The organism is Microvirga sp., from assembly GCF_014699075.1.
GTDB lineage: Bacteria > Pseudomonadota > Alphaproteobacteria > Rhizobiales > Beijerinckiaceae > Microvirga.
This window is the reverse complement of the sequence record NZ_JACXAB010000001.1, coordinates 257,199-274,928: the sequence shown is the minus strand read 5'-3', so window position 1 is coordinate 274,928 and position 17,730 is coordinate 257,199. Positions and strand designations below refer to the sequence as shown.

General features: G+C 65.0%; 21 protein-coding genes. 5 read left to right on the top strand and 16 right to left on the bottom strand.

The window, feature by feature from the left end; genetic code table 11:
* Positions 1–11: 11 nt before the first annotated feature.
* Together grpE and IC232_RS01435 are read left to right on the top strand one after the other, a co-directional pair.
* Positions 12–632 carry a nucleotide exchange factor GrpE gene (grpE, locus tag IC232_RS01440; protein WP_190843103.1) on the top strand — a complete coding sequence of 207 codons (621 nt, stop codon included), beginning with the start codon at positions 12–14 and terminating at the stop codon, positions 630–632.
* Positions 633–850: 218 nt separating this feature from the next.
* The gene (locus IC232_RS01435; RefSeq protein WP_312895089.1) at positions 851–1,486 is read left to right on the top strand and encodes a trimeric intracellular cation channel family protein; all 636 of its coding nucleotides are present in this window, start codon (positions 851–853) and stop codon (positions 1,484–1,486) included.
* Positions 1,487–1,534: 48 nt separating this feature from the next.
* Here IC232_RS01435 and IC232_RS01430 read toward each other — a convergent pair whose 3' ends face one another.
* The 12 genes from IC232_RS01430 to IC232_RS01375 all read right to left on the bottom strand — a co-directional run bounded on the left by IC232_RS01430 (position 1,535) and on the right by IC232_RS01375 (position 11,981).
* Complete coding sequence (locus IC232_RS01430; protein WP_312895088.1) at positions 1,535–2,476, bottom strand: hypothetical protein; 942 nt, start codon at positions 2,474–2,476, stop codon at positions 1,535–1,537.
* A 45-nt stretch (positions 2,477–2,521) separates the two neighbouring features.
* Positions 2,522–3,142: an alpha-ketoglutarate-dependent dioxygenase AlkB family protein gene (locus tag IC232_RS01425; protein WP_190843428.1), complete on the bottom strand. Its 621-nt coding sequence runs from the start codon at positions 3,140–3,142 to the stop codon at positions 2,522–2,524.
* A 145-nt stretch (positions 3,143–3,287) separates the two neighbouring features.
* On the bottom strand, positions 3,288–3,908 hold the full coding sequence (locus IC232_RS01420) for a 2,3-bisphosphoglycerate-dependent phosphoglycerate mutase (RefSeq protein WP_190843102.1): 621 nt from the start codon (positions 3,906–3,908) through the stop codon (positions 3,288–3,290).
* 39 nt (positions 3,909–3,947) lie between these two features.
* On the bottom strand, positions 3,948–4,754 hold the full coding sequence (gene dapB, locus IC232_RS01415; RefSeq protein ID WP_190843427.1) for a 4-hydroxy-tetrahydrodipicolinate reductase: 807 nt from the start codon (positions 4,752–4,754) through the stop codon (positions 3,948–3,950).
* Positions 4,755–5,047: 293 nt separating this feature from the next.
* Positions 5,048–5,350, bottom strand: coding sequence for a DUF1330 domain-containing protein (locus IC232_RS01410; RefSeq protein WP_190843101.1), 303 nt, complete (start codon positions 5,348–5,350; stop codon positions 5,048–5,050).
* 3 nt (positions 5,351–5,353) lie between these two features.
* A complete protein-coding gene (locus tag IC232_RS01405) occupies positions 5,354–5,641 on the bottom strand; it encodes a DUF1330 domain-containing protein (RefSeq protein WP_190843100.1) in 288 nt (95 codons plus the stop codon).
* Positions 5,642–5,980: 339 nt separating this feature from the next.
* Complete coding sequence (gene blaOXA / locus IC232_RS01400) at positions 5,981–6,778, bottom strand: class D beta-lactamase (RefSeq protein ID WP_190843099.1); 798 nt, start codon at positions 6,776–6,778, stop codon at positions 5,981–5,983.
* Between the two features lie 8 nt (positions 6,779–6,786).
* Entirely contained in the window at positions 6,787–7,509 is a 723-nt protein-coding gene (pyrF, locus tag IC232_RS01395; protein ID WP_246811990.1) for an orotidine-5'-phosphate decarboxylase, read from the bottom strand.
* 8 nt (positions 7,510–7,517) lie between these two features.
* Positions 7,518–8,141, bottom strand: a complete 624-nt coding sequence (locus tag IC232_RS01390) for a class I SAM-dependent methyltransferase (RefSeq protein WP_190843097.1) — start codon at positions 8,139–8,141, stop codon at positions 7,518–7,520.
* 66 nt (positions 8,142–8,207) lie between these two features.
* Positions 8,208–9,353, bottom strand: a complete 1,146-nt coding sequence (gene dnaJ, locus IC232_RS01385) for a molecular chaperone DnaJ (protein WP_190843096.1) — start codon at positions 9,351–9,353, stop codon at positions 8,208–8,210.
* A 206-nt stretch (positions 9,354–9,559) separates the two neighbouring features.
* A complete protein-coding gene (dnaK, locus tag IC232_RS01380; RefSeq protein WP_190843095.1) occupies positions 9,560–11,476 on the bottom strand; it encodes a molecular chaperone DnaK in 1,917 nt (638 codons plus the stop codon).
* A gap of 253 nt (positions 11,477–11,729) precedes the next feature.
* Complete coding sequence (locus tag IC232_RS01375) at positions 11,730–11,981, bottom strand: DUF6894 family protein (RefSeq protein WP_190843094.1); 252 nt, start codon at positions 11,979–11,981, stop codon at positions 11,730–11,732.
* Positions 11,982–12,198: 217 nt separating this feature from the next.
* On the opposite strand from IC232_RS01375, the gene IC232_RS01370 reads away from it, so the two are divergent.
* Positions 12,199–12,936, top strand: coding sequence for a Crp/Fnr family transcriptional regulator (locus IC232_RS01370; protein WP_190843093.1), 738 nt, complete (start codon positions 12,199–12,201; stop codon positions 12,934–12,936).
* Between the two features lie 39 nt (positions 12,937–12,975).
* On the opposite strand, the gene IC232_RS01365 is transcribed toward IC232_RS01370, so the two are convergent.
* The 3 genes from IC232_RS01365 to IC232_RS01355 form a co-directional block, all read right to left on the bottom strand.
* On the bottom strand, positions 12,976–13,245 hold the full coding sequence (locus IC232_RS01365; protein WP_190843092.1) for a hypothetical protein: 270 nt from the start codon (positions 13,243–13,245) through the stop codon (positions 12,976–12,978).
* Positions 13,246–13,355: 110 nt separating this feature from the next.
* Positions 13,356–14,219, bottom strand: coding sequence for a methylated-DNA--[protein]-cysteine S-methyltransferase (locus IC232_RS01360; RefSeq protein WP_246812009.1), 864 nt, complete (start codon positions 14,217–14,219; stop codon positions 13,356–13,358).
* Positions 14,220–15,220: 1,001 nt separating this feature from the next.
* Positions 15,221–15,730: a DUF2244 domain-containing protein gene (locus IC232_RS01355; protein WP_190843090.1), complete on the bottom strand. Its 510-nt coding sequence runs from the start codon at positions 15,728–15,730 to the stop codon at positions 15,221–15,223.
* Positions 15,731–15,750: 20 nt separating this feature from the next.
* Between IC232_RS01355 and nth the strand changes: the two genes are divergently transcribed.
* On the top strand, positions 15,751–16,494 hold the full coding sequence (nth, locus tag IC232_RS01350; protein ID WP_190843089.1) for an endonuclease III: 744 nt from the start codon (positions 15,751–15,753) through the stop codon (positions 16,492–16,494).
* A gap of 91 nt (positions 16,495–16,585) precedes the next feature.
* A complete protein-coding gene (locus IC232_RS01345) occupies positions 16,586–16,891 on the top strand; it encodes a hypothetical protein (protein WP_190843088.1) in 306 nt (101 codons plus the stop codon).
* On the opposite strand, the gene IC232_RS01340 is transcribed toward IC232_RS01345, so the two are convergent.
* A complete protein-coding gene (locus IC232_RS01340) occupies positions 16,882–17,679 on the bottom strand; it encodes an undecaprenyl-diphosphate phosphatase (RefSeq protein ID WP_190843087.1) in 798 nt (265 codons plus the stop codon). The two genes, IC232_RS01345 and IC232_RS01340, sit on opposite strands and share 10 nt — an antisense overlap.
* Between the last annotated feature and the right edge of the window lie 51 nt (positions 17,680–17,730).

Genomic DNA, 17,730 nt, shown 5'->3' with positions numbered 1-17,730 from the left:
GTTGATCGAGCATGAATCCGAACGACACGGAAAACCAGAACGCGGCCCCGCAGGCCGAGCCCGCCAACGATGCTGCCCCCGAGGCCGCTTTCGCGCCCGAGGCCGACCCGATCGCCGTTCTCGAAGCCGAGAAGGCGGATCTCAAGGACAAGCTCCTGCGCCTGATGGCCGATATGGAGAACCTGCGCCGCCGCACCGAGCGCGAAGTCACGGACGCCCGCACCTATGCGGTGGCGAACTTCGCCCGCGACATGCTCAACGTGGCCGACAACATCCGCCGCGCCATCGAGAGCGTGCCGGAGGAGGCGAGCAGGACCGCCGAGGGCGCCTTCAAGGGCCTCATCGACGGCATCGACCTCACCGAGCGCGACCTGTTGAAGAACCTGGAGCGCCACGGGGTGAAGCGCCTCGACCCGCAGGGGCAGAAGTTCGACCCGAACCTGCACCAGGCCATGTTCGAGATCCCCAACGCGGAGGTGCCGAACGGCACGGTCCTGCAGGTGGTCCAATCCGGCTACGTGATCGGCGACCGGGTTCTGCGCCCGGCGCTGGTCGGCGTCTCCAAGGGCGGCCCGAAGGCGGCCGCCAATGGCGCCGGCAGCGAGACGGCGGACAACTCGTCGGCTTCGTAAGGGACCGGATTTTCCGGTGAACCAGTCCCGCTTCGCCTGAAAATGCTGTAAGCGAACACCCCATAAGCCCTCATCCTGAGGAGGACCGTCAGGTCTGTCTCGAGGTCCCGGACTATGTCCGGGCACGGGGGCGCCTCCAGTGCTCTCTGGACCCTCCTTCGAGACGCAGCTGCGCTGCTCCTCAGGATGAGGTCCGGAGTTATGGCAAGGTGTCCTCGGTGAATTTGCTCCACACGATCCCCTTCGAGACCATCGGCGTCGCCGTCTTCGCGCTTTCTGGCGCCCTGATGGCGGCCCGCAAGGGCATGGACCCGTTCGGCTTCGCCCTCCTGGCGACCCTCACGGGCGTCGGCGGCGGCACCGTGCGGGACCTGCTCATCGGCATCCGGCCGGTCTTCTGGGTGGGTGATCCGGTCGATGTGCTCGTCTGCCTCATCGTGGCCGAGCTGGTGTTTATCCTCGGCCCCAAGCGCGTCACTTGGATCGAGGGCGGGCGGCAAGGGCGCCTGCTGCTCTGGGCAGATGCCCTAGGCTTGGCCCTGTTCGCGGTCTCAGGCACGGCCAAGGCACTCGGCGCCGGCGTGCCGGCCCTGTCGGCGGTGGCGCTCGGCACCGTCACGGCCACGTTCGGCGGCATCATCCGGGACATCTTCGCGGGAACGACGCCGCTCGTGCTGCGCAAGGAGATCTATGTCACGGCGGCGGCCCTGGGCGCTGCCGTCATGGTGGCCCTGCAGGCCCTCAGCCTCGATCCGTTCCTCAGCGCCGCCCTGGGCTTTGTCGCTGCCTTTACCTTAAGGGCGCTCGCCCTCCTGCACGGCTGGTCCCTGCCGGCCTTTCCGGCTCGGGACTAAAGCATCGGACCCAAAAGTGGATTTGCACTTTTGGGTCCGATGCTCCTTCTAATAGGCGTTCATCTCCACGCCGTCGATCACCGCCCGGAAGCGCCGCAGGTTCTCGTCCCGCTGTTCCATCCGGGTCATGCCGACCATGCGCACATAGCGGCCGGGTTCGAAGCGGATGGTCTGCATCACGACAACGGGCTGGCCCGATTCCGCCTCCACCGCCCTGGCGACGATCTCGTGCCAGTCCTGGCCTTTGAAGCGGAAGGATTCCGAGCGCTCGACCCTCACATCCTTGAGGATCTGGTTGGCGTTGAGCGCCGCGCGGGCGAACTGGTTGCGCTGATCGCCGGCGGGCGGCGCGGCACCCGGGGAGGCGGCCATGATCAGGATCGGCTGCTCCACCGCCTTGATCGTGTCCTTCGGGCCGTCCGTGAACAGGACGGAGTTGCCGGAGATCGCTCGCACGGGGCGGAAGCCCGCAAGGTCGCCGAGCCGGAACGGCATGGCGGAGACCTGCTCCTCGATGGGGATCGGGCCGCGCAGGGCAACAGACTTCAGGGCCTCCCGGATCTGGGCCTCGCTGTAGCCGTCGGCCCCGCCGCGCACCTGCGCGATGATGAGGCCGGTCACGTCGGGGCCCTTGACGGCCATGACCCATTTGCGCCCCTCCACAGGACCTTCCATGGTGCCCCCGATCAGCACCCCGGCCTTGTCGCCGAGCTTCAGGGTCTCGCGGGAGGTCTCGTTCAGGCCCTGGCGCTTCAGGGCATCCTTGGTGAAACCCTTGACCAGCTGCTCATAGGCCGGTGCGGGCATCTCCACGAGGTTGATGGCGGCGGCCTTCTCCTCGTTCTCGAAGCCGCTGAAGCGCCGGGACACGGTCATGTCCTGCGGCGGCACGATGCCGATCCGCGAGGCCGGCGGAAACACGGGCTCGGCCGCGAGGGCGGCCTGAACCGATAGAACGACGCCCAAGGCAGCGGCTGCAAAAGCTTTCACGGGTATGCCCCTCCAGGAAACGTGCAGGTCGTGGTTTAGCAGAGGCTAGAGCGCCTTTTCCACCTTGCGCAAGGTGAGATTGAGGCGCCCGCCCTGCGGCAGCAGGTCCGAGCTGCCGGGCGTCAGCCGGTCGATGCCATGATAGATCAGCCGCGCCGGCCCGCCGAACACGATCGCGTCACCGGAGCGAAGCTTGATCGATTTCGTCGGATCCTTGCGCTCCAGACCGCCATAGCGGAACAGCGCCGTGTCGCCCAGGGACAGGGACACGACAGGGGCATCAAATTCCTCCTCGTCCTTGTCCTGGTGCATCCCCATGCGGGCGCTTTGTTCGTAGAAGTTGATCAGGCAGGCATCGGGCGGATGCGGGTAGCCGCTCAATTCCTCCCAGGCGCTCAGCACCTGTTCCGGCATGACAGGCCAAAGCTCGCCCGTCTCAGGATGCGTCGGCTGATAGCGGTAGCCCTGTACATCCGACACCCAGCCCAGCCGCCCGCAATTGGTCATCCGCACGGAAAACGGTTTTCCCGTGCGCGGCATGCGCGGAGTGAAGAGGGGTGCTGCCTTCGTGATCTCGCGCACCGCCTGGAGCAGACGCTCCTGCGCCGGGCGGTCGAGATAATCAGGGTAGTAGGTGAGGCCGGAGCTAAGGGTGATGGACGACATGGACTTATTTTGCACGCTCACCTCCGCACGTCATCACCGGCCCTGTGCCGGTGATCTCGATTGTGTGGAGCGCCGCGCTTCTCGGAAGCGAGATGGCCGGGACAAGCCCGGCCATGACGGATGAGGTTGTGCCAGGCGTTTTTCCTTACCCCTCCAGCACCTTCTTGCTGGCGACCGTCGTGTCCTCGTTGAGCTTGTAGACGAGCGGGATGCCCGTCGCGAGCTCGAGGCCCGGGATGGTCTCCGAGGTCAAACCGTCGAGCACCATCACCAGGGCACGCAGAGAATTACCGTGGGCGGCCACCAGCACGCGCTCGCCGCGCATGACGCGGGGCAGGATCTCGCGGATGTAGTAGGGCAGCACGCGGGCCACCGTGTCCTTCAGGCTCTCGCCGCCGGGGGGCGGCACGTCGTAGGAACGGCGCCAGAGATGGACCTGCTCCTCGCCCCAGCGGGCACGGGCGTCGTCCTTGTTGAGGCCCGCGAGATCGCCGTAGTCGCGCTCGTTCAGGGCGAGGTTTGCAATGGTCTTGAGATCCGGCTGGCCGATCTCTTCCAGGATCAGCTTGCAGGTGCGCTGCGCCCGGGAGAGATCGGACGTGAAGGCGACGTCGAACTGAACGCCCATCTCCTTGAGCCGCTGACCGGCGGTGCGCGCCTCCTGGACGCCGAGATCGGTCAGGCCCGGATCCTTCCAGCCGGTGAACAGGTTCTTGAGGTTCCATTCGCTCTGGCCGTGGCGGGCCAGCACAAGAAGGCGATCCATATCGTCGTGTCTCCGATGTCCGTGAGATGTAAGAGAGTTTTAGAGCCGATCGAGGCCAAGGACATGGTCCATGGTGTAATAGCCCGGCTTCTTGTCGAAGCCCCAGAGGGCGGCCCTCACGGCGCCGCGGGCGAAGAGGCCCCGGTCCTCGGCCCGGTGCGACAGCTCCAGGCGCTCGCCGGCACCGGCGAAGATCACCGAATGCTCGCCCACCACGGTGCCGCCGCGAAGCGTCGCAAAGCCGATATCGCCCGGATTGCGCGCGCCCGTATGCCCGTCGCGGCTGCGCACGGAGCGCTCCTTCAGCGACACCTTTCGTCCCTCAGCCGCCGCATCGCCGAGAAGCAGCGCCGTGCCCGAGGGCGCATCCACCTTCATGCGGTGGTGCATTTCCAGTACCTCGATGTCGAAGTCTTCGCCGAGCGTCGCGGCCACCTTGCGCACAAGACCGGCCAGCAGGTTGACGCCGAGCGACATGTTGCCGGACTGGATGATGCGCGCATGGCGCGCGGCTGCCTCGAGCTTGGTGAAGTCGTCTTCTGCCAAGCCGGTGGTGCCGATCACATGAACGATGCGGGCCTGGGCTGCGAGCGCCGCGAAGGCCGTGGTGGCAGCGGGCGTCGTAAAATCGAGAACGCCGTCAGCCTTGGCGAACACGGGCAGGGGATCGTCGGTGATGGTCACGTCGAGCGGGCCTGTTCCGGCGAGAAGGCCGGCATCCTGCCCGAGGGCCTTCGAGCCCTCACGCGCAATGGCCCCAACGAGGGTGCAGCCTTGCGCCTCAGCCACGGCCTTGATGAGCATGCGCCCCATGCGTCCGGCGGCGCCCACCACGACAAGTCGCATCTCGCTCATGGCCGTTCTCCTGTTGTCACGGGGACAGGGTATAGCGGGTGAGAAGGAGACTGAGAAGCGCGGAGGCTTTCCCGCCTTTGTCATCCCCGGCGAGCGCAGCGAGGGAAGGGGATCCATAGCGTCGAGCCTGTGAGTGGATTCCCTTCCCCTCCGCTACGCTCCGGCCGGGAATGACACCCTCCCACGTCATCACCGGCCTTGTGCCGGTGATCCCGATCACATGGAGCGCCGTGCTTTTCAACATCGGGATGGCAGGGACAAGCCCGGCCATGACGGTGAGCAGATTACCCCGGCTGCGGCCCCTCGTAGCCTTCGATGATGATGATGTCGGCGACCGCGTGACCGTCGCGCTCCGCCTTGGCGGCCTGATACTCGGGCGAGTCCCAGCATTCCAGCGCCGCCTCGTAGGACGGGAATTCGATCACTACGTTGCGGGCGCGCGCCTCGCCCTCGGCCACCCGATACGCGCCGCCGCGCACCAGGAAGCGAGCACCGTATTTGGCGAACGGCACTGCATTGGCCTTCACGTAGTTCTGGTAGGCGTCGGGGTTCGAAACATCGACGCGGCCGATCCAATAGCCCTTCATCGTTCAAGCTCCTTCCACGAGCACGAATTCGCCAACGCAGGCGCCGTCGCGCTTGGCTTTCGCGGCCTGATATTCGGGAGAGTTGTAATAGGTCCTGGCCTGCTCCACCGAGTCGAACTCGATCACCACGTTGCGCGGGCGCGCCTCGCCCTGGAGCGCCTCATAAGCGCCGCCGCGCACCAGCGGCCGGCCGCCATACTGGCGGATCGCTTCCGTCGCGCCCTTGGCGTATTCCGCATAGGCTTCCGGGTTGGTGACGGTGACGCGGGCAATGACATAGCCTTTGGGCATCGGGCGCTCCTTTTGATTTGAGGTGACGCAGCGAACGCCAGGGCAGCCCCAGCGTCAAGCCTCATCCTCGTCGTCATCACCGGCCTTGTGCCGGTGATCCCGCTTGCAGCACACCCTCACCTCATCCTGAGGAGCCTGCGCAGCAGGCGTCTCGAAGGAGCTTCCAGAGCGCACTGGATCCTCCTTCGAGACGGCGCTTGCGCGCCTCCTCAGGATGAGGTTTGTGATTGTTCAAAACATGGATGGCCGGGACCGATCCCCGGATCAAGTCCGAGGACGGCCATGGCAAATGGGGAATGTCTCGTCCATTCCCTTCTCCATGATTTCGCCCCAAGAAAATCAATCGGCCAGAAGGGCGGGCAGGTCGGCCAGCAGGCTGTCGCGGGCGCGGAAGCTCGCGACGGAGCTTTCCCTGCGCTCGTCGCGGATCAGGCGCGCGAAGAGGATCTTGCGCTCGCCCTTCTGCGCCCATCCCACGAACCAGCCGAATTGCCGGGACCGGTCGAACGTGCCGTCCCGCAGCGGCTGAAAGCCGGTGCCGGTCTTGCCATAGGCCGTCCATCCATCGGCCAGTGGGAAGCTCGGCATGATCGCGAGCGTCATGGCGTGGGCCTTGTCCGACACCGGCAATTCACGCTTGAGCAGCTTGCGGAAGAAAGCGATCTGCTCGACAGGCGAGATCTGCAGCGAGGAGGCGCTCAGCCATGCGCGGGTCAGGCCGTTCTTCTTGCCCTTGTCGCCACTGCCATCGCGGTTGCCATAACTGAACGCGTCGACATAACGTTTGAAGCGCTCCTCGCCCAACTCGCGGGTCAGAACATGCGAGTACCAGAGCACTGAATCCTTCAGCCATGACTGCGGGGTCTTGGTCGCCTTCCAGGCCTCGTTCCAAGCCTTGTATTCAGGCTTGTAGGGCCAGGCGGGCTCGTCCTCGTCCGTGAGGATGCCGGCGTCAAAGCCCATCACGCTCAACGGGACCTTGAAGGTGGAGGCCGGGCTGTTGCGGCGCTCGCAATCGCCCTCACGCTTCAGCACGCGGTCGGTGTCGAACGCGGTGACAAGGGTGCAGGTATCGGCTCTGGCTGCGCCGGCGAGCGCGAGCAGGCAGGAGCATGCAAGGAGCAGGCGAGCGAGCATCGTGTGTCTCAGGCGCCGGCGATGTCGCGCACGATGGCTTCCGCGGCCGCGCGTGGATCGGCGGCCTTCACGATGGGGCGGGCCACCACGAGGTGGTTGGCGCCCAGCCGAATGCCTTCGGCCGGTGTGACGATGCGCTTCTGGTCGCCGGCCTCCGAACCCGCGGGACGGATCCCGGGCGTGACGATGAGGCGATCGGGGCCGACGATGGAGCGTACGCGATGCGCTTCCGGAGCCGCGCAGACGATGCCGTCGATGCCGAGATCGCGCGCCTGCCCCGCGCGTTGCGCGACGAGATCTGCGGCCGGAACCGGGGCATAGCCCGCTTCGACGAGATCGTTGTCGTCATAGGAGGTGAGCACCGTCACGGCGAGGATCTTCAGATCGGATCCCGCCTTTCCGGCCACCGCCGCGCGCATGGTCTGCGGATAGGCATGGACCGTGAGGAACGTGGCGCCGAGGCGCGCCACCGAGCGCACGCCTTCCTCCACCGTGTTGCCGATGTCGTGGAGCTTGAGATCGAGAAAGACCTTCTTGCCCTGGCCGATCAGCTCGCGGGCGAACTCCAAGCCGCCCGCATAGGCGAGCTGATAGCCGATCTTGTAGAAGGTCCCGGCATCGCCGATGCGCTCGACGAGCGCGCGGGCCTCCTCGACGGACGGAACGTCGAGACCGATGATAAGCTTGTCGCGGATGTCGCCTGCGGAAATGGGATGCGTCGGAAGGGACATCGCGGCGCTCATGGGTTGTTGACCTTGTTGTAGACCCAGACGCGGGCCGGGGGCAGGTTGCGCCAGATCCGGTTGGAGGCGCGGGCGCTGTAGCTGTCCGAGCGCGCCGGGATCGGCGGCACCACCGCGTAGGTGAACTGGATGAAGGGCGCGCCCGGGTGCATCATGCCTTGAGCGGTTTCCAGAAGTTCCAGGCGCTGATCCATGGGCTTGGTGAAGAGCGGCAGGCTCGACACGGTGGCGGCCCCCGGCTCTGATAAGATGCCCGAGAGCGTCTCCTTCAGATCGTAGGCGTCGCCCTGGATGATTGCCGCCTTGGGAAAGCGGCGCTTCAGCAGCTGACAGAATTCGGGGTTGTACTCGATGAGGACCAGCCGGTCCTGGGCCACGCCGCGCCGGATCAGGGCGTCGGTCACCGGGCCGGTGCCGGGACCGAGCTCGATCACCGGACCGGGAATGCGCGGGTCCACATAGGACGCCATGGTCCGGGCCAGGATCTTGCCGGACGGTGTGACCGCGCCGACGGTGAGCGGGCGTTCGAGCCAGGAGCGCAGGAAGCGCGCCTCATCCTGGAAGCGATCCTTCTTGAGAGGGATTTTTCGGGCCGTTGGCCGTTGGAACGACTGAACCACTAAGCTGACCCCTCGATCTTGCAGATCACGTTCGCTCTTTAGAATCCAATGAAAACGACCGTCAAGTTAAGTTGATCCGCCCAGGCCGTCGAGAAACTCGCGGAAACGCGAGAAAAAGCCTGAGCTTTCCGGGTGATTTTCCTTGGAGCACTCCTGGTCGAACTCCATCAGGAGCTCGCGTTGGCGCTTGGTGAGCTTCTGCGGGGTTTCCACAACAACCTGAATGTAGAGGTCGCCCACGTCGCGCGAGCGCAGCACCGGCATGCCTTTCCCGCGCAGGCGGAACTGCTTTCCGGTCTGGGTGCCCTCGGGCACCTTCACGAGGGCCTCGGAGCCGCCCAGCGTCGGCACGTTGAACTCGCCGCCGATCGCCGCCGTCACCATGGAGATCGGCACGCGGCAGAACAGGTCCGCGCCGTCGCGCTGGAAGAACGGATGCGGCTTGATCGAGAGGAAGATGTAGAGATCGCCCGCCGGCCCGCCGCGCAGGCCGGCTTCGCCCTCGCCCGCAAGGCGGATGCGCGTGCCGTCCTCGACGCCTGCCGGGATGTTGACCGAGAGGGTGCGCTCGCGGGTGACGCGTCCTGCGCCGCCGCAGGAGGCGCAGGGGTCGTCGATGACCTCGCCGCGCCCGTGGCAGTTGGGGCAGGTGCGCTCGATGGAGAAGAACCCTTGCGTCGCCCGCACCCGGCCGGCGCCGCCGCAGGTGGGGCAGGCCTTGGGCTTCGAGCCCGGCTTCGCGCCGGAGCCGGTGCAGGCCTCGCAGGTGACGGAGGTCGGGATCTTGAGTTCCGCGTTCTTGCCGTGGAAGGCCTCGTCGAGGGAGATCTCAAGGTTGTAGCGCATGTCGGCGCCGCGCTCGCGCCCGCCGGCGCTGCGTCCGCGGCCCCGCGCTCCGCCGGCCTCCCCGAAGAAGTTCTCGAAGATGTCCGACATGAAGTCGGAGAAATCGCCGTTGAAGCCCGGCCCGCCGGCGCCGCCGCCATTGGCGAAGGCCGCATGGCCGTAGCGGTCATAGGCCGCGCGCTTCTGGCCGTCCGAGAGGGTCTGGTAAGCCTCGTTGATTTCCTTGAACTTGACCTCGGCCTCGTGATTGCCCGGATTCTTGTCCGGGTGATACTGCATCGCGAGCTTGCGGAAGGCGGATTTCATCTCCGCTTCGGTCGCGGTCTTCGCGACGCCGAGAACCTCGTAGTAATCGCGCTTGGACATGTCAGGCGCCCCTCGGAGCGGCCGGCCGCTCCGTCTTGTTCATCGTCCGCATTGCATGCGCTGCACAGGGAAGGACTCCGAAAGTCCTTGCCGGAGCATCGCGAAAAGCGGTCGGTTGATCGGTCATGGGTGTTTCAAGCTCATTTCACGAAAACGGCACCCGGTCATGAAACCGGGTGCCGAATTCTCTAAAGAGCGCTCATCATTCAGGCGCGCTTTTTCTTGTCGCCTTCGTCGACTTCCTGGAAGTCGGCGTCGATGACGTCGTCCTTCTGGGCAGTCTCGCCTTCAGGCTGCTCGCCGCCTTCCGCGCTGCCGGCCTGGGCCGCGTACATGGCTTCGCCGAGCTTCATGGAGGCCTGCATCAGGTCCGTGGTGCGGGCCTTGATGACCTCGGCATCCTCGCCGGCCAGCGCCTGACGCAGCGCGTCGATGGCGGTGGTGATGCCCTGCCTGTCGGCTTCCGAGACCTTGTCGCCGTACTCGGTAACCGACTTCTCGGTGGCGTGGATCAGGCTCTCGCCCTGGTTCCTCGCCTCGACAAGCTCGCGACGCTTCTTGTCTTCCTCGGCGTGAGCCTCGGCGTCCTTCACCATCTTCTCGATGTCGGCGTCGGACAGGCCGCCGGAGGCCTGGATGCGGATCTGGTGCTCCTTGGCCGTCGCCTTGTCCTTCGCCGTGACGTTCACGATGCCGTTCGCGTCGATGTCGAAGGTCACCTCGATCTGCGGCACGCCGCGCGGTGCGGGCGGAATGCCCACGAGGTCGAACTGGCCGAGCAGCTTGTTGTCCGCGGCCATTTCGCGCTCGCCCTGGAAGACCCGGATCGTCACCGCGTTCTGGTTGTCTTCCGCGGTGGAGAACACCTGGCTCTTCTTCGTCGGGATCGTCGTGTTGCGGTCGATCAGGCGGGTGAACACGCCGCCGAGCGTCTCGATGCCGAGCGACAGCGGGGTCACGTCGAGAAGCAGAACGTCCTTCACGTCGCCCTGGAGCACGCCGGCCTGGATCGCAGCACCGATGGCCACGACCTCATCCGGGTTGACGCCCTTGTGGGGCTCCTTGCCGAAGAAGTTCTTCACCACTTCCTGGATCTTCGGCATGCGGGTCATGCCGCCCACCAGAACCACCTCGTCGATGTCGCCCGGCGAGATGCCGGCATCCTTGAGGGCCTTGCGGCAGGGCTCGATGGTCTTCTGCACGAGATCGTCCACGAGCTGCTCGAACTTGGCGCGCGAGAGCTTGAGGGCGAGGTGCTTCGGACCGGAGGCATCCGCCGTGATGTAGGGCAGGTTGATCTCGGTCTGGGAGGCCGAGGACAGCTCGATCTTGGCCTTCTCGGCCGCTTCCTTCAGGCGCTGAAGGGCGAGCTTGTCCTTGGTCAGGTCGATGCCCTGCTCCTTCTTGAACTCCGCCGCCAGGTACTCGACGAGGCGCATGTCGAAGTCCTCGCCGCCGAGGAAGGTATCGCCGTTCGTGGACTTCACCTCGAACACGCCGTCGCCGATCTCGAGCACGGACACGTCGAAGGTGCCGCCGCCGAGGTCATAGACCGCGATCATGCCGGACTGCTTCTTGTCCAGGCCATAGGCCAGGGCAGCGGCAGTCGGCTCGTTGATGATGCGCAGGACCTCGAGGCCGGCGATGCGGCCGGCGTCCTTGGTGGCCTGACGCTGGGCGTCGTTGAAATAGGCCGGAACCGTGATGACCGCCTGCGTGACCGGCTGCCCGAGATAGGACTCGGCCGTCTCCTTCATCTTCTGAAGGGTGAAGGCGGAGATCTGCGACGGCGACATCTGCTTGCCGTCGGCCTCGACCCAGGCGTCGTTGTTGCCGCCCTTCACGATGGGATAGGGGACGAGGCCCATGTCCTTCTTGGTCATGGGGTCGTCGAAGGTGCGGCCGATCAGGCGCTTGATGGCGAAGAACGTGCGCGACGGGTTCGTGACCCCCTGGCGCTTGGCCGGCTGGCCGACGAGGCGCTCGCCTTCGTCCGTGAACGCCACGATGGACGGGGTCGTCCGGGCGCCTTCCGCGTTCTCGATAACTTTGGGCGTCGAGCCTTCCATGACTGCGACGCAGGAATTGGTGGTGCCGAGGTCGATACCAATGACCTTACCCATGGCGGGATCCCTCACTTTCAAGCAGACCGCCGAGCCCTCAAAGCAGCTCGGCCCATGGCTTACATGTTGCTGACAAATCGCCGGGGCCGCCTCAAACCGAGCCGTGCCCCGTGCTGGCCACGATATAAGAAGGGGTTTTCAGGGCTGCAAGACGAAGGTGGACGCTAGTTTGCGCCAATTCGTCGGAGCCGGACCCTGTTGCATTCCTGCAATATGGGGCGGGGCGCCAAGGCTGCCGGCCCTGAGGCTGGGCTCAGGCGGAGCGATTATCGGGAGCTGTTTCGACGATCACGGTGAGCGCTGCCCTCAGGACCACCTGCCCGGCCTCGTCCCGGACGCTGACGATGAAGGTCTTCTGGTTGCCGTCGGGAAGGGCATCCCGCGCCAGGTCGGGCAGGGCCTTCTGGGCCTCGATCCTGGCCATCTCGACGCTCTGCAACTCGATTCCTTCGGAATCGGAAATGAGACGGTTGCCATCGTAGGTGTCGAAAAAATAGCGCGGCAACTGCATCTCCCATAGCCTGGTGTCTGACAACTCAAGGAACGGGTGATTTGTTCGGAATTCCATCCCAAAACCAGGAAAATGCCTGAAATTCCAAGTCGCTGGCCGGTTTCGAGCAATGGCTGGTCAAGCGGAAGGGGCGGGCCTACCATGCTTGGTGCATAGCCGGTGTGGCTGTGGCTGGTTGTGGGACACCGTGCCCGTGAGAAGGAGCCCGACCATGATGGCCCAATCCCCGAACGGCTTGATGATCCGGAAGCTGGACAGCATCTTCCCGCTATCGGACGAGGAGGAGCAGGCTCTGGCCAGGCTTCCGATGCAGATTGCCGCCTACAAGGCCGACCAGGACATCGTCCGCATCGGCGACCGCCCGTCCCAGTCCTGCCTTCTCCTGGAAGGCTTCACCTGCGTGTACAAGATCACCGCCGAGGGCAAGCGCCAGATCGTGGCCTTCCATGTGCCCGGTGACATTCCCGACCTGCAGAGCCTGCACCTGAAGGTCATGGACAACAGCCTCGCGACCGTCAGCCCATGCACGCTGGGCTTCATTCCGCACGAAGCCCTGTACGACCTCTGCAACCGCTATCCCCGGATCACCGCCGCCCTCTGGCGCGAGACGCTGGTGGACGCCTCGATCTTCCGCGAATGGATGACCGGCATCGGGCGGCGCGAGGCCTACAACCGGACGGCCCACCTTCTGTGCGAGATGCGGGTGCGCCTGAATATGGTGGGCCTGGTGGAGGACGGGACCTTCGACCTGCCGATCACCCAGACCGAGCTCGCGGATGCCATCGGGGCCAGCACGGTCCACGTCAACCGGGTTCTGCAGGAGCTGAGGGCCGACGGCCTCATCCGCAGCCGGGGAACCCAGGTGAGCATCCTGGACTGGAAAGGACTGAAGGAGGCGGGCGATTTCGACCCGCTCTACCTCCACCTTCGGCAGGAGGGGAATGCCTGAGCCCGATCAGTCAACCGTTCTGGAAGGGCGTATTCCTCTTCAGCTTGGCGGCCCGCCGCCCGTAAATCCTATGATCGGCAGAAGCTGATCGCGCTTGAATCGCTCCGTGCGCTCCCGGTCCTGTGCCTCCATCTGCTCAGCCGTCGGCTCGCAGATACCGTCGCATTCCTTGAACGTAACCGCGACCGTCTCCAACGCGATATCATCCGGGGCTTCAGGCGGCTCGGAATTGAGGTCTCGCGCATGAAGAGCGCTTGAGAACGGCCAGTGCGAAATATGGTGCCAGAGCCTCTGGATCGGTGCGCCCATGGCAGCCTCCTCTCATCCAAGAGCATGCTCTTCGCCTTAGAATAGCACGGACCTGTTCAATCTCCTAAGCAAGGCAGTCGGCATGATCCCGCTTTGGGCTTACGAGAATTCTACCCTTCGTTCCCGCTCAAACTCCGCCCCGCTTCCCATCCCAGAATCGCCTGCTTGCGGGTGAGCCCCCAATGGTAGCCGGTGAGTGCGCCCGAGCGGCCGAGCACCCGGTGGCAGGGGACCACGAAGGAGACCGGGTTTTTGCCCACTGCCGCGCCCACGGCCCGGCAGGCGGCGGGCTTGCCGATGTGGCGGGCGATGTCGGAATAGGTGGTGGCCCGGTCGCGGGGGATGCGCAGCAGGGTCTGCCAGACCCGCACCTCGAAATCGGTGCCGATGAGCACCACCCGGAGCGGCTGCTCCGCCTGCCATTGCGACGGGCTGAAAATGCGCTTCGCCACCGGCGCGGTGGCGGCCGGGTCCTCCACATACTCCGCCCTCGGCCAGCGGCGGGTCATGTCGGCGAGCGCCGCCGGACGGTCTCCGTCGTCCACGAAGCCCAGGCCCGCAAGGCCCCTGTCGGTCACGATCAGCAGCGCCTCGCCGAAGGGCGAGGGATGGAAGCCGAAGCGCATGGTGAGCCCTGAGCCGCCCGCTTTGTAGTCGCCCGGCGTCATGGCCTCGTGGGTGACGAACAGGTCGTGCAGCCGGGCCGGACCCGACAGCCCCAGCTCGTAGGTGGCGTCGAGCACGCTGGCGGAATCCGCCAGCAGCGCCTTGGCGTTGTCCAAGGTGATCGCCTGGAGGAAGGCCTTGGGCGACAGACCCGCCCAGCGCCGGAACAGGTGGTGCACATGGGTGGTGGACAGGCCCACATGGTCGGCAATGGCCTCCAGCGACGGCTGCTCGCGCCAGCGCTCCGAGATGTAGGCAATGATCCGGCGCACCCGCTCGTAATCCGAATGGGGCTCGTCCGGCACCATGAGGTCGGCCGGTTCGATGGTGATGTCGCGCAAGGTATCGAGCATGACTTTTATCCTTGATTGACGCTCATCCTAGCGACCCTGAGGGAGGGGCGACACCCGATATCTGTGCGAACCCACCCGTCCGGATCTTCCAAGATTCCATCCACCTTCTCGGACAGGTATCAAACAGGAGCATCATATATATCGTTGCAGTTGAGGGCTCTGCCACTAAGATGCGTCTCGAAGCTCCGCGATAGGCATCCTGGGAAACAGTCATGACTCGTAAGTACCCGACATTGATCGCTCTCCCGGTCATGGCTCTGCTATCGGCCTGCCAGACCAGTCAAATCAATGAGCCGGGGACAGCCATGGCAGCCGTGGAGGCTGAGACTGGAGCGGAAGCCTACGCTTTCGGAGCCGCGCAAGGTGCCGTCGGTGTTGCGGCAGCCTTCGATCCTACGGGTGCTGCATCCCTGCCGACCATGGCTGCAGGCCGCGCGGCCCACAGAGCCTGGATGGCAAGCGTCCAAGCCCGCACAAGGGCTGCCCAGGAAGTGGATCAACAGGCTTTTTATAAGAAACATGGAATGAACCCGGATGGCACACCGTCAGGAGTGCCAGGGCCCGGTTCCAAAACGCCGTAGTAGGCAGAACGCTCGGTAAAATTCTTGAGGGTTAGGATGACCGCCTTCTCACCATCGCGCTTGTTCTCACTTTGTTCTTGACAATTCTCCTAAGCTCGGCTATAGGTATGGACATCCTCGTCCGATGAGGGGCGCGCTCGCGAGGCGTCGTAAGAGTGGGGCAAGGAGCGGTCCTGCCGCAGGCCTCGCAAGCCTGTGATCGCAGGTGGCCGATCTGGCATGCCTCCAGGTCCGCTGAAACAAACCGCGCGTGATGAGCAGCTTGGCTCTCACCTTCCACACACCACATCGAGCCGGGCTGCCCTGAGCGCCACCCTCGATTGACCTGACGGCTTGAGGCCAGACGGCCTCAGGCCCGAAGGTGCTGGTTCTTTCTCAATAGCCCCGCTTCACATCCGCCAGGGCACGGCCCAAGGCTTCGGCGAGGGTCTCGCGCTCCGGCGGGGAGAGGTCGCGGGCGATCACCACGTGCTCGTTGCGGGAGGAAAGCGCCAGCTTCTGCATGCCGTATTCGTCGTCGATCTCCCGGTCGAGGCGGGTCCAGAGCGGGTTGAACTGCCAGTCCTTCACCTCGCCCTTCGGGCTCACCTTGCGGAACAGGAGCCGGATCGGGGTCAGCTCGAGCAGTTCGAAGGCATCGCCTTGCCGGTAGCTGACCCGGAAGGCGATGTAGAGGCCGAGGAAATCGAGGCCGAAGAAGCCGGCCACGGGCCAGAAGCCCATGACCACGAAGGGGATGCTCGCCACCAGGGAGGTGAGGCAGACGAGCCACATGACGATCCTGAACGCTCTCGGGCTCAGCGACCGGTGCGGCCGGATGACGGCCGAGAACACCGGCTCCTCGAACCGTTCCGCGCCATCAAATGTCGCCTTGCTGCCTGCCATAGCCTGGATATAACGCAGGAATGTCCGATCTGAAGTCGTCCTCTCGTCGCATTTCGAAGCCTAAGACCAAGTCTGCCGTGCCGGCAAAAGCCGTGGGCAGGGCGGTGCGCTCCCGCGTGCCGAAGCCGGTCGACCGGGCCACCATGGTCGAGATCTTCCGCCGCTGGCACACGGCCAATCCCGAGCCCAAGGGCGAGCTCGACTACACGAACCCGTATACGCTGCTGGTCGCCGTGACGCTCTCGGCCCAGGCGACCGACGTGGGGGTCAACAAGGCGACGAAGAACCTGTTTCCGATTGCCGACACGCCGCAGAAGATGCTCGATCTCGGCGAGGAAGGCCTGCGCCAGCACGTCAAGACGCTGAATTTCTTCAACACCAAGGCGAAGAACGTGATCGCCATGGCCCGGCGCCTCGTCGATGAGTTCGGCGGTGAGGTGCCCAATTCCGTGGAGATCCTGGAGACCCTGCCGGGGGTCGGGCGCAAGACCGCAAGCGTCGTGGTCAACATCGCGTTCGGCGATCCGAGGGTTGCGGTGGACACGCACATCTTCCGCGTCACCAACCGCCTGCCGCTCGCCATCACCAAGACGCCGCTGGACACGCAGGTCGCCCTCGAAAAGCTGATCCCGGACGAGTACCGGCTCCACGCTCATCACTGGCTCATCCTGCACGGCCGCTACATCTGCAAGGCCCGCAAGCCCGAATGCTGGCGCTGCCCGGTGAACGACCTGTGCCGCTATCCGGACAAGACGATTCCTTAGGTTTTGCTCTCGCTCCTCAATCTCTCATCGTCATCCCTGGGCTTGTCCCGGGGATCCACGTCTTTACAGCCCTGCGTTTCCGAAGACGTGGATGGCCGGAACAAGTCCGGCCATGACGAGGGAGGGTGAAACGCGCTACCGCCGCAAGCAACGCGGTGCTGAAGGCGTGCAGGCGATTCCCGGCGTCGAGCAGGCGAGCCCTTGCGGTGTGCGGCTGCAGACCACGCAGCTGTCGGTCCATTCCAGGCACGTCGCATCCGGCGCGCCGTTCGGCATGGCGGCTCGTGGCTCCGTGCTCAGGCCGAAGAGGATCGCCAATGTTGCAACCAGCAAAGCGACCGCAACAGAGAGGGTGACGGCCAGGGCTTCGTCGCACGACAGCATGGGTCAGCCGTAGACCATGAGGCCTGCGAGACCTGCGGCCCCGGCGAGGATGCGCCAATAGGCGAAGGGCGTGAAGCCATGGCGCGACACGTAGTCGAGCAGCAGCTTCACCACGAGCAGGGCCGCCACGAAGGCGGAGATGAATCCCGCCACGATGATCGTGATGTCGTTGGCCGAGAGGATCTTGTAGTTCTTCAGCAGGTCGTAGGTGAAAGCGCCCGCCATGGTGGGCATGGCCAGGAAGAACGAGAATTCCGCGGCCGCGCGTTTCGAGGCTCCCATCAGCATGGCTCCCACGATGGTGGCGCCTGAGCGCGACACGCCGGGGATCATCGCCACGCATTGGATGAGGCCGATCTTGAGGTACATCGAAAGAGGAAAGCGGGTCGCGTCGGTTTTCGTCGCCTCGAGCGGCATCCGGTCGATGACGAGCAGCACGAAGCCTCCGACGATCAGCGTCACGCACACGATCCAGGGGTTGAAGAGCACCTCCTTGATGAAGCCGTGCAGCACGGCGCCGATCAGGGCCGCGGGCAGGAAGGCCACCAGCACGCCGATCACGAAGTGGCGCGCCATGGGATCGTGCGGCAGGGCCTTGGCGATCGACCAGAGCTTGTTGAAGTAGACCGACAGGATCGCCAGGATCGCGCCGAGCTGGATCAGCACCTCGAAGGTCTTGCCCGTCGACTCGAAGCCGAGGAAGTGGCCGACGAGGAGCAGGTGGCCGGTCGAGGAGACGGGGAGAAACTCCGTCAGCCCTTCGATGAGGCCGAGAAAGAGCGCCTCGATGATTTGCGACATCGTTGAAAATCCTGAGAACGGCGCCAGATGCGGGAGCGCCTCCACCTCTGT

Bases quoted from the DNA above. Each gene is read 5' to 3' on its own strand.
- dapB (WP_190843427.1), bottom strand. From the start codon at position 4,754: ATGCGACTTGTCGTGGTGGGCGCCGCCGGACGCATGGGGCGCATGCTC.
- IC232_RS01360 (WP_246812009.1), bottom strand. From the start codon at position 14,219: ATGGTGCCGGACGAGCCCCATTCGGATTACGAGCGGGTGCGCCGGATC.
- IC232_RS01425 (WP_190843428.1), bottom strand. From the start codon at position 3,142: ATGTCGTCCATCACCCTTAGCTCCGGCCTCACCTACTACCCTGATTAT.
- pyrF (WP_246811990.1), bottom strand. From the start codon at position 7,509: ATGTCCCTTCCGACGCATCCCATTTCCGCAGGCGACATCCGCGACAAG.
- IC232_RS01405 (WP_190843100.1), bottom strand. From the start codon at position 5,641: ATGCCCAAAGGCTATGTCATTGCCCGCGTCACCGTCACCAACCCGGAA.
- IC232_RS01420 (WP_190843102.1), bottom strand. From the start codon at position 3,908: ATGGATCGCCTTCTTGTGCTGGCCCGCCACGGCCAGAGCGAATGGAAC.
- dnaJ (WP_190843096.1), bottom strand. From the start codon at position 9,353: ATGTCCAAGCGCGATTACTACGAGGTTCTCGGCGTCGCGAAGACCGCG.
- IC232_RS01340 (WP_190843087.1), bottom strand. From the start codon at position 17,679: ATGTCGCAAATCATCGAGGCGCTCTTTCTCGGCCTCATCGAAGGGCTG.
- blaOXA (WP_190843099.1), bottom strand. From the start codon at position 6,778: ATGCTCGCTCGCCTGCTCCTTGCATGCTCCTGCCTGCTCGCGCTCGCC.
- nth (WP_190843089.1), top strand. From the start codon at position 15,751: ATGTCCGATCTGAAGTCGTCCTCTCGTCGCATTTCGAAGCCTAAGACC.
- IC232_RS01370 (WP_190843093.1), top strand. From the start codon at position 12,199: ATGATGGCCCAATCCCCGAACGGCTTGATGATCCGGAAGCTGGACAGC.
- dnaK (WP_190843095.1), bottom strand. From the start codon at position 11,476: ATGGGTAAGGTCATTGGTATCGACCTCGGCACCACCAATTCCTGCGTC.
- IC232_RS01345 (WP_190843088.1), top strand. From the start codon at position 16,586: ATGGCCGGAACAAGTCCGGCCATGACGAGGGAGGGTGAAACGCGCTAC.
- IC232_RS01355 (WP_190843090.1), bottom strand. From the start codon at position 15,730: ATGGCAGGCAGCAAGGCGACATTTGATGGCGCGGAACGGTTCGAGGAG.
- IC232_RS01410 (WP_190843101.1), bottom strand. From the start codon at position 5,350: ATGAAGGGCTATTGGATCGGCCGCGTCGATGTTTCGAACCCCGACGCC.
- grpE (WP_190843103.1), top strand. From the start codon at position 12: ATGAATCCGAACGACACGGAAAACCAGAACGCGGCCCCGCAGGCCGAG.
- IC232_RS01365 (WP_190843092.1), bottom strand. From the start codon at position 13,245: ATGGGCGCACCGATCCAGAGGCTCTGGCACCATATTTCGCACTGGCCG.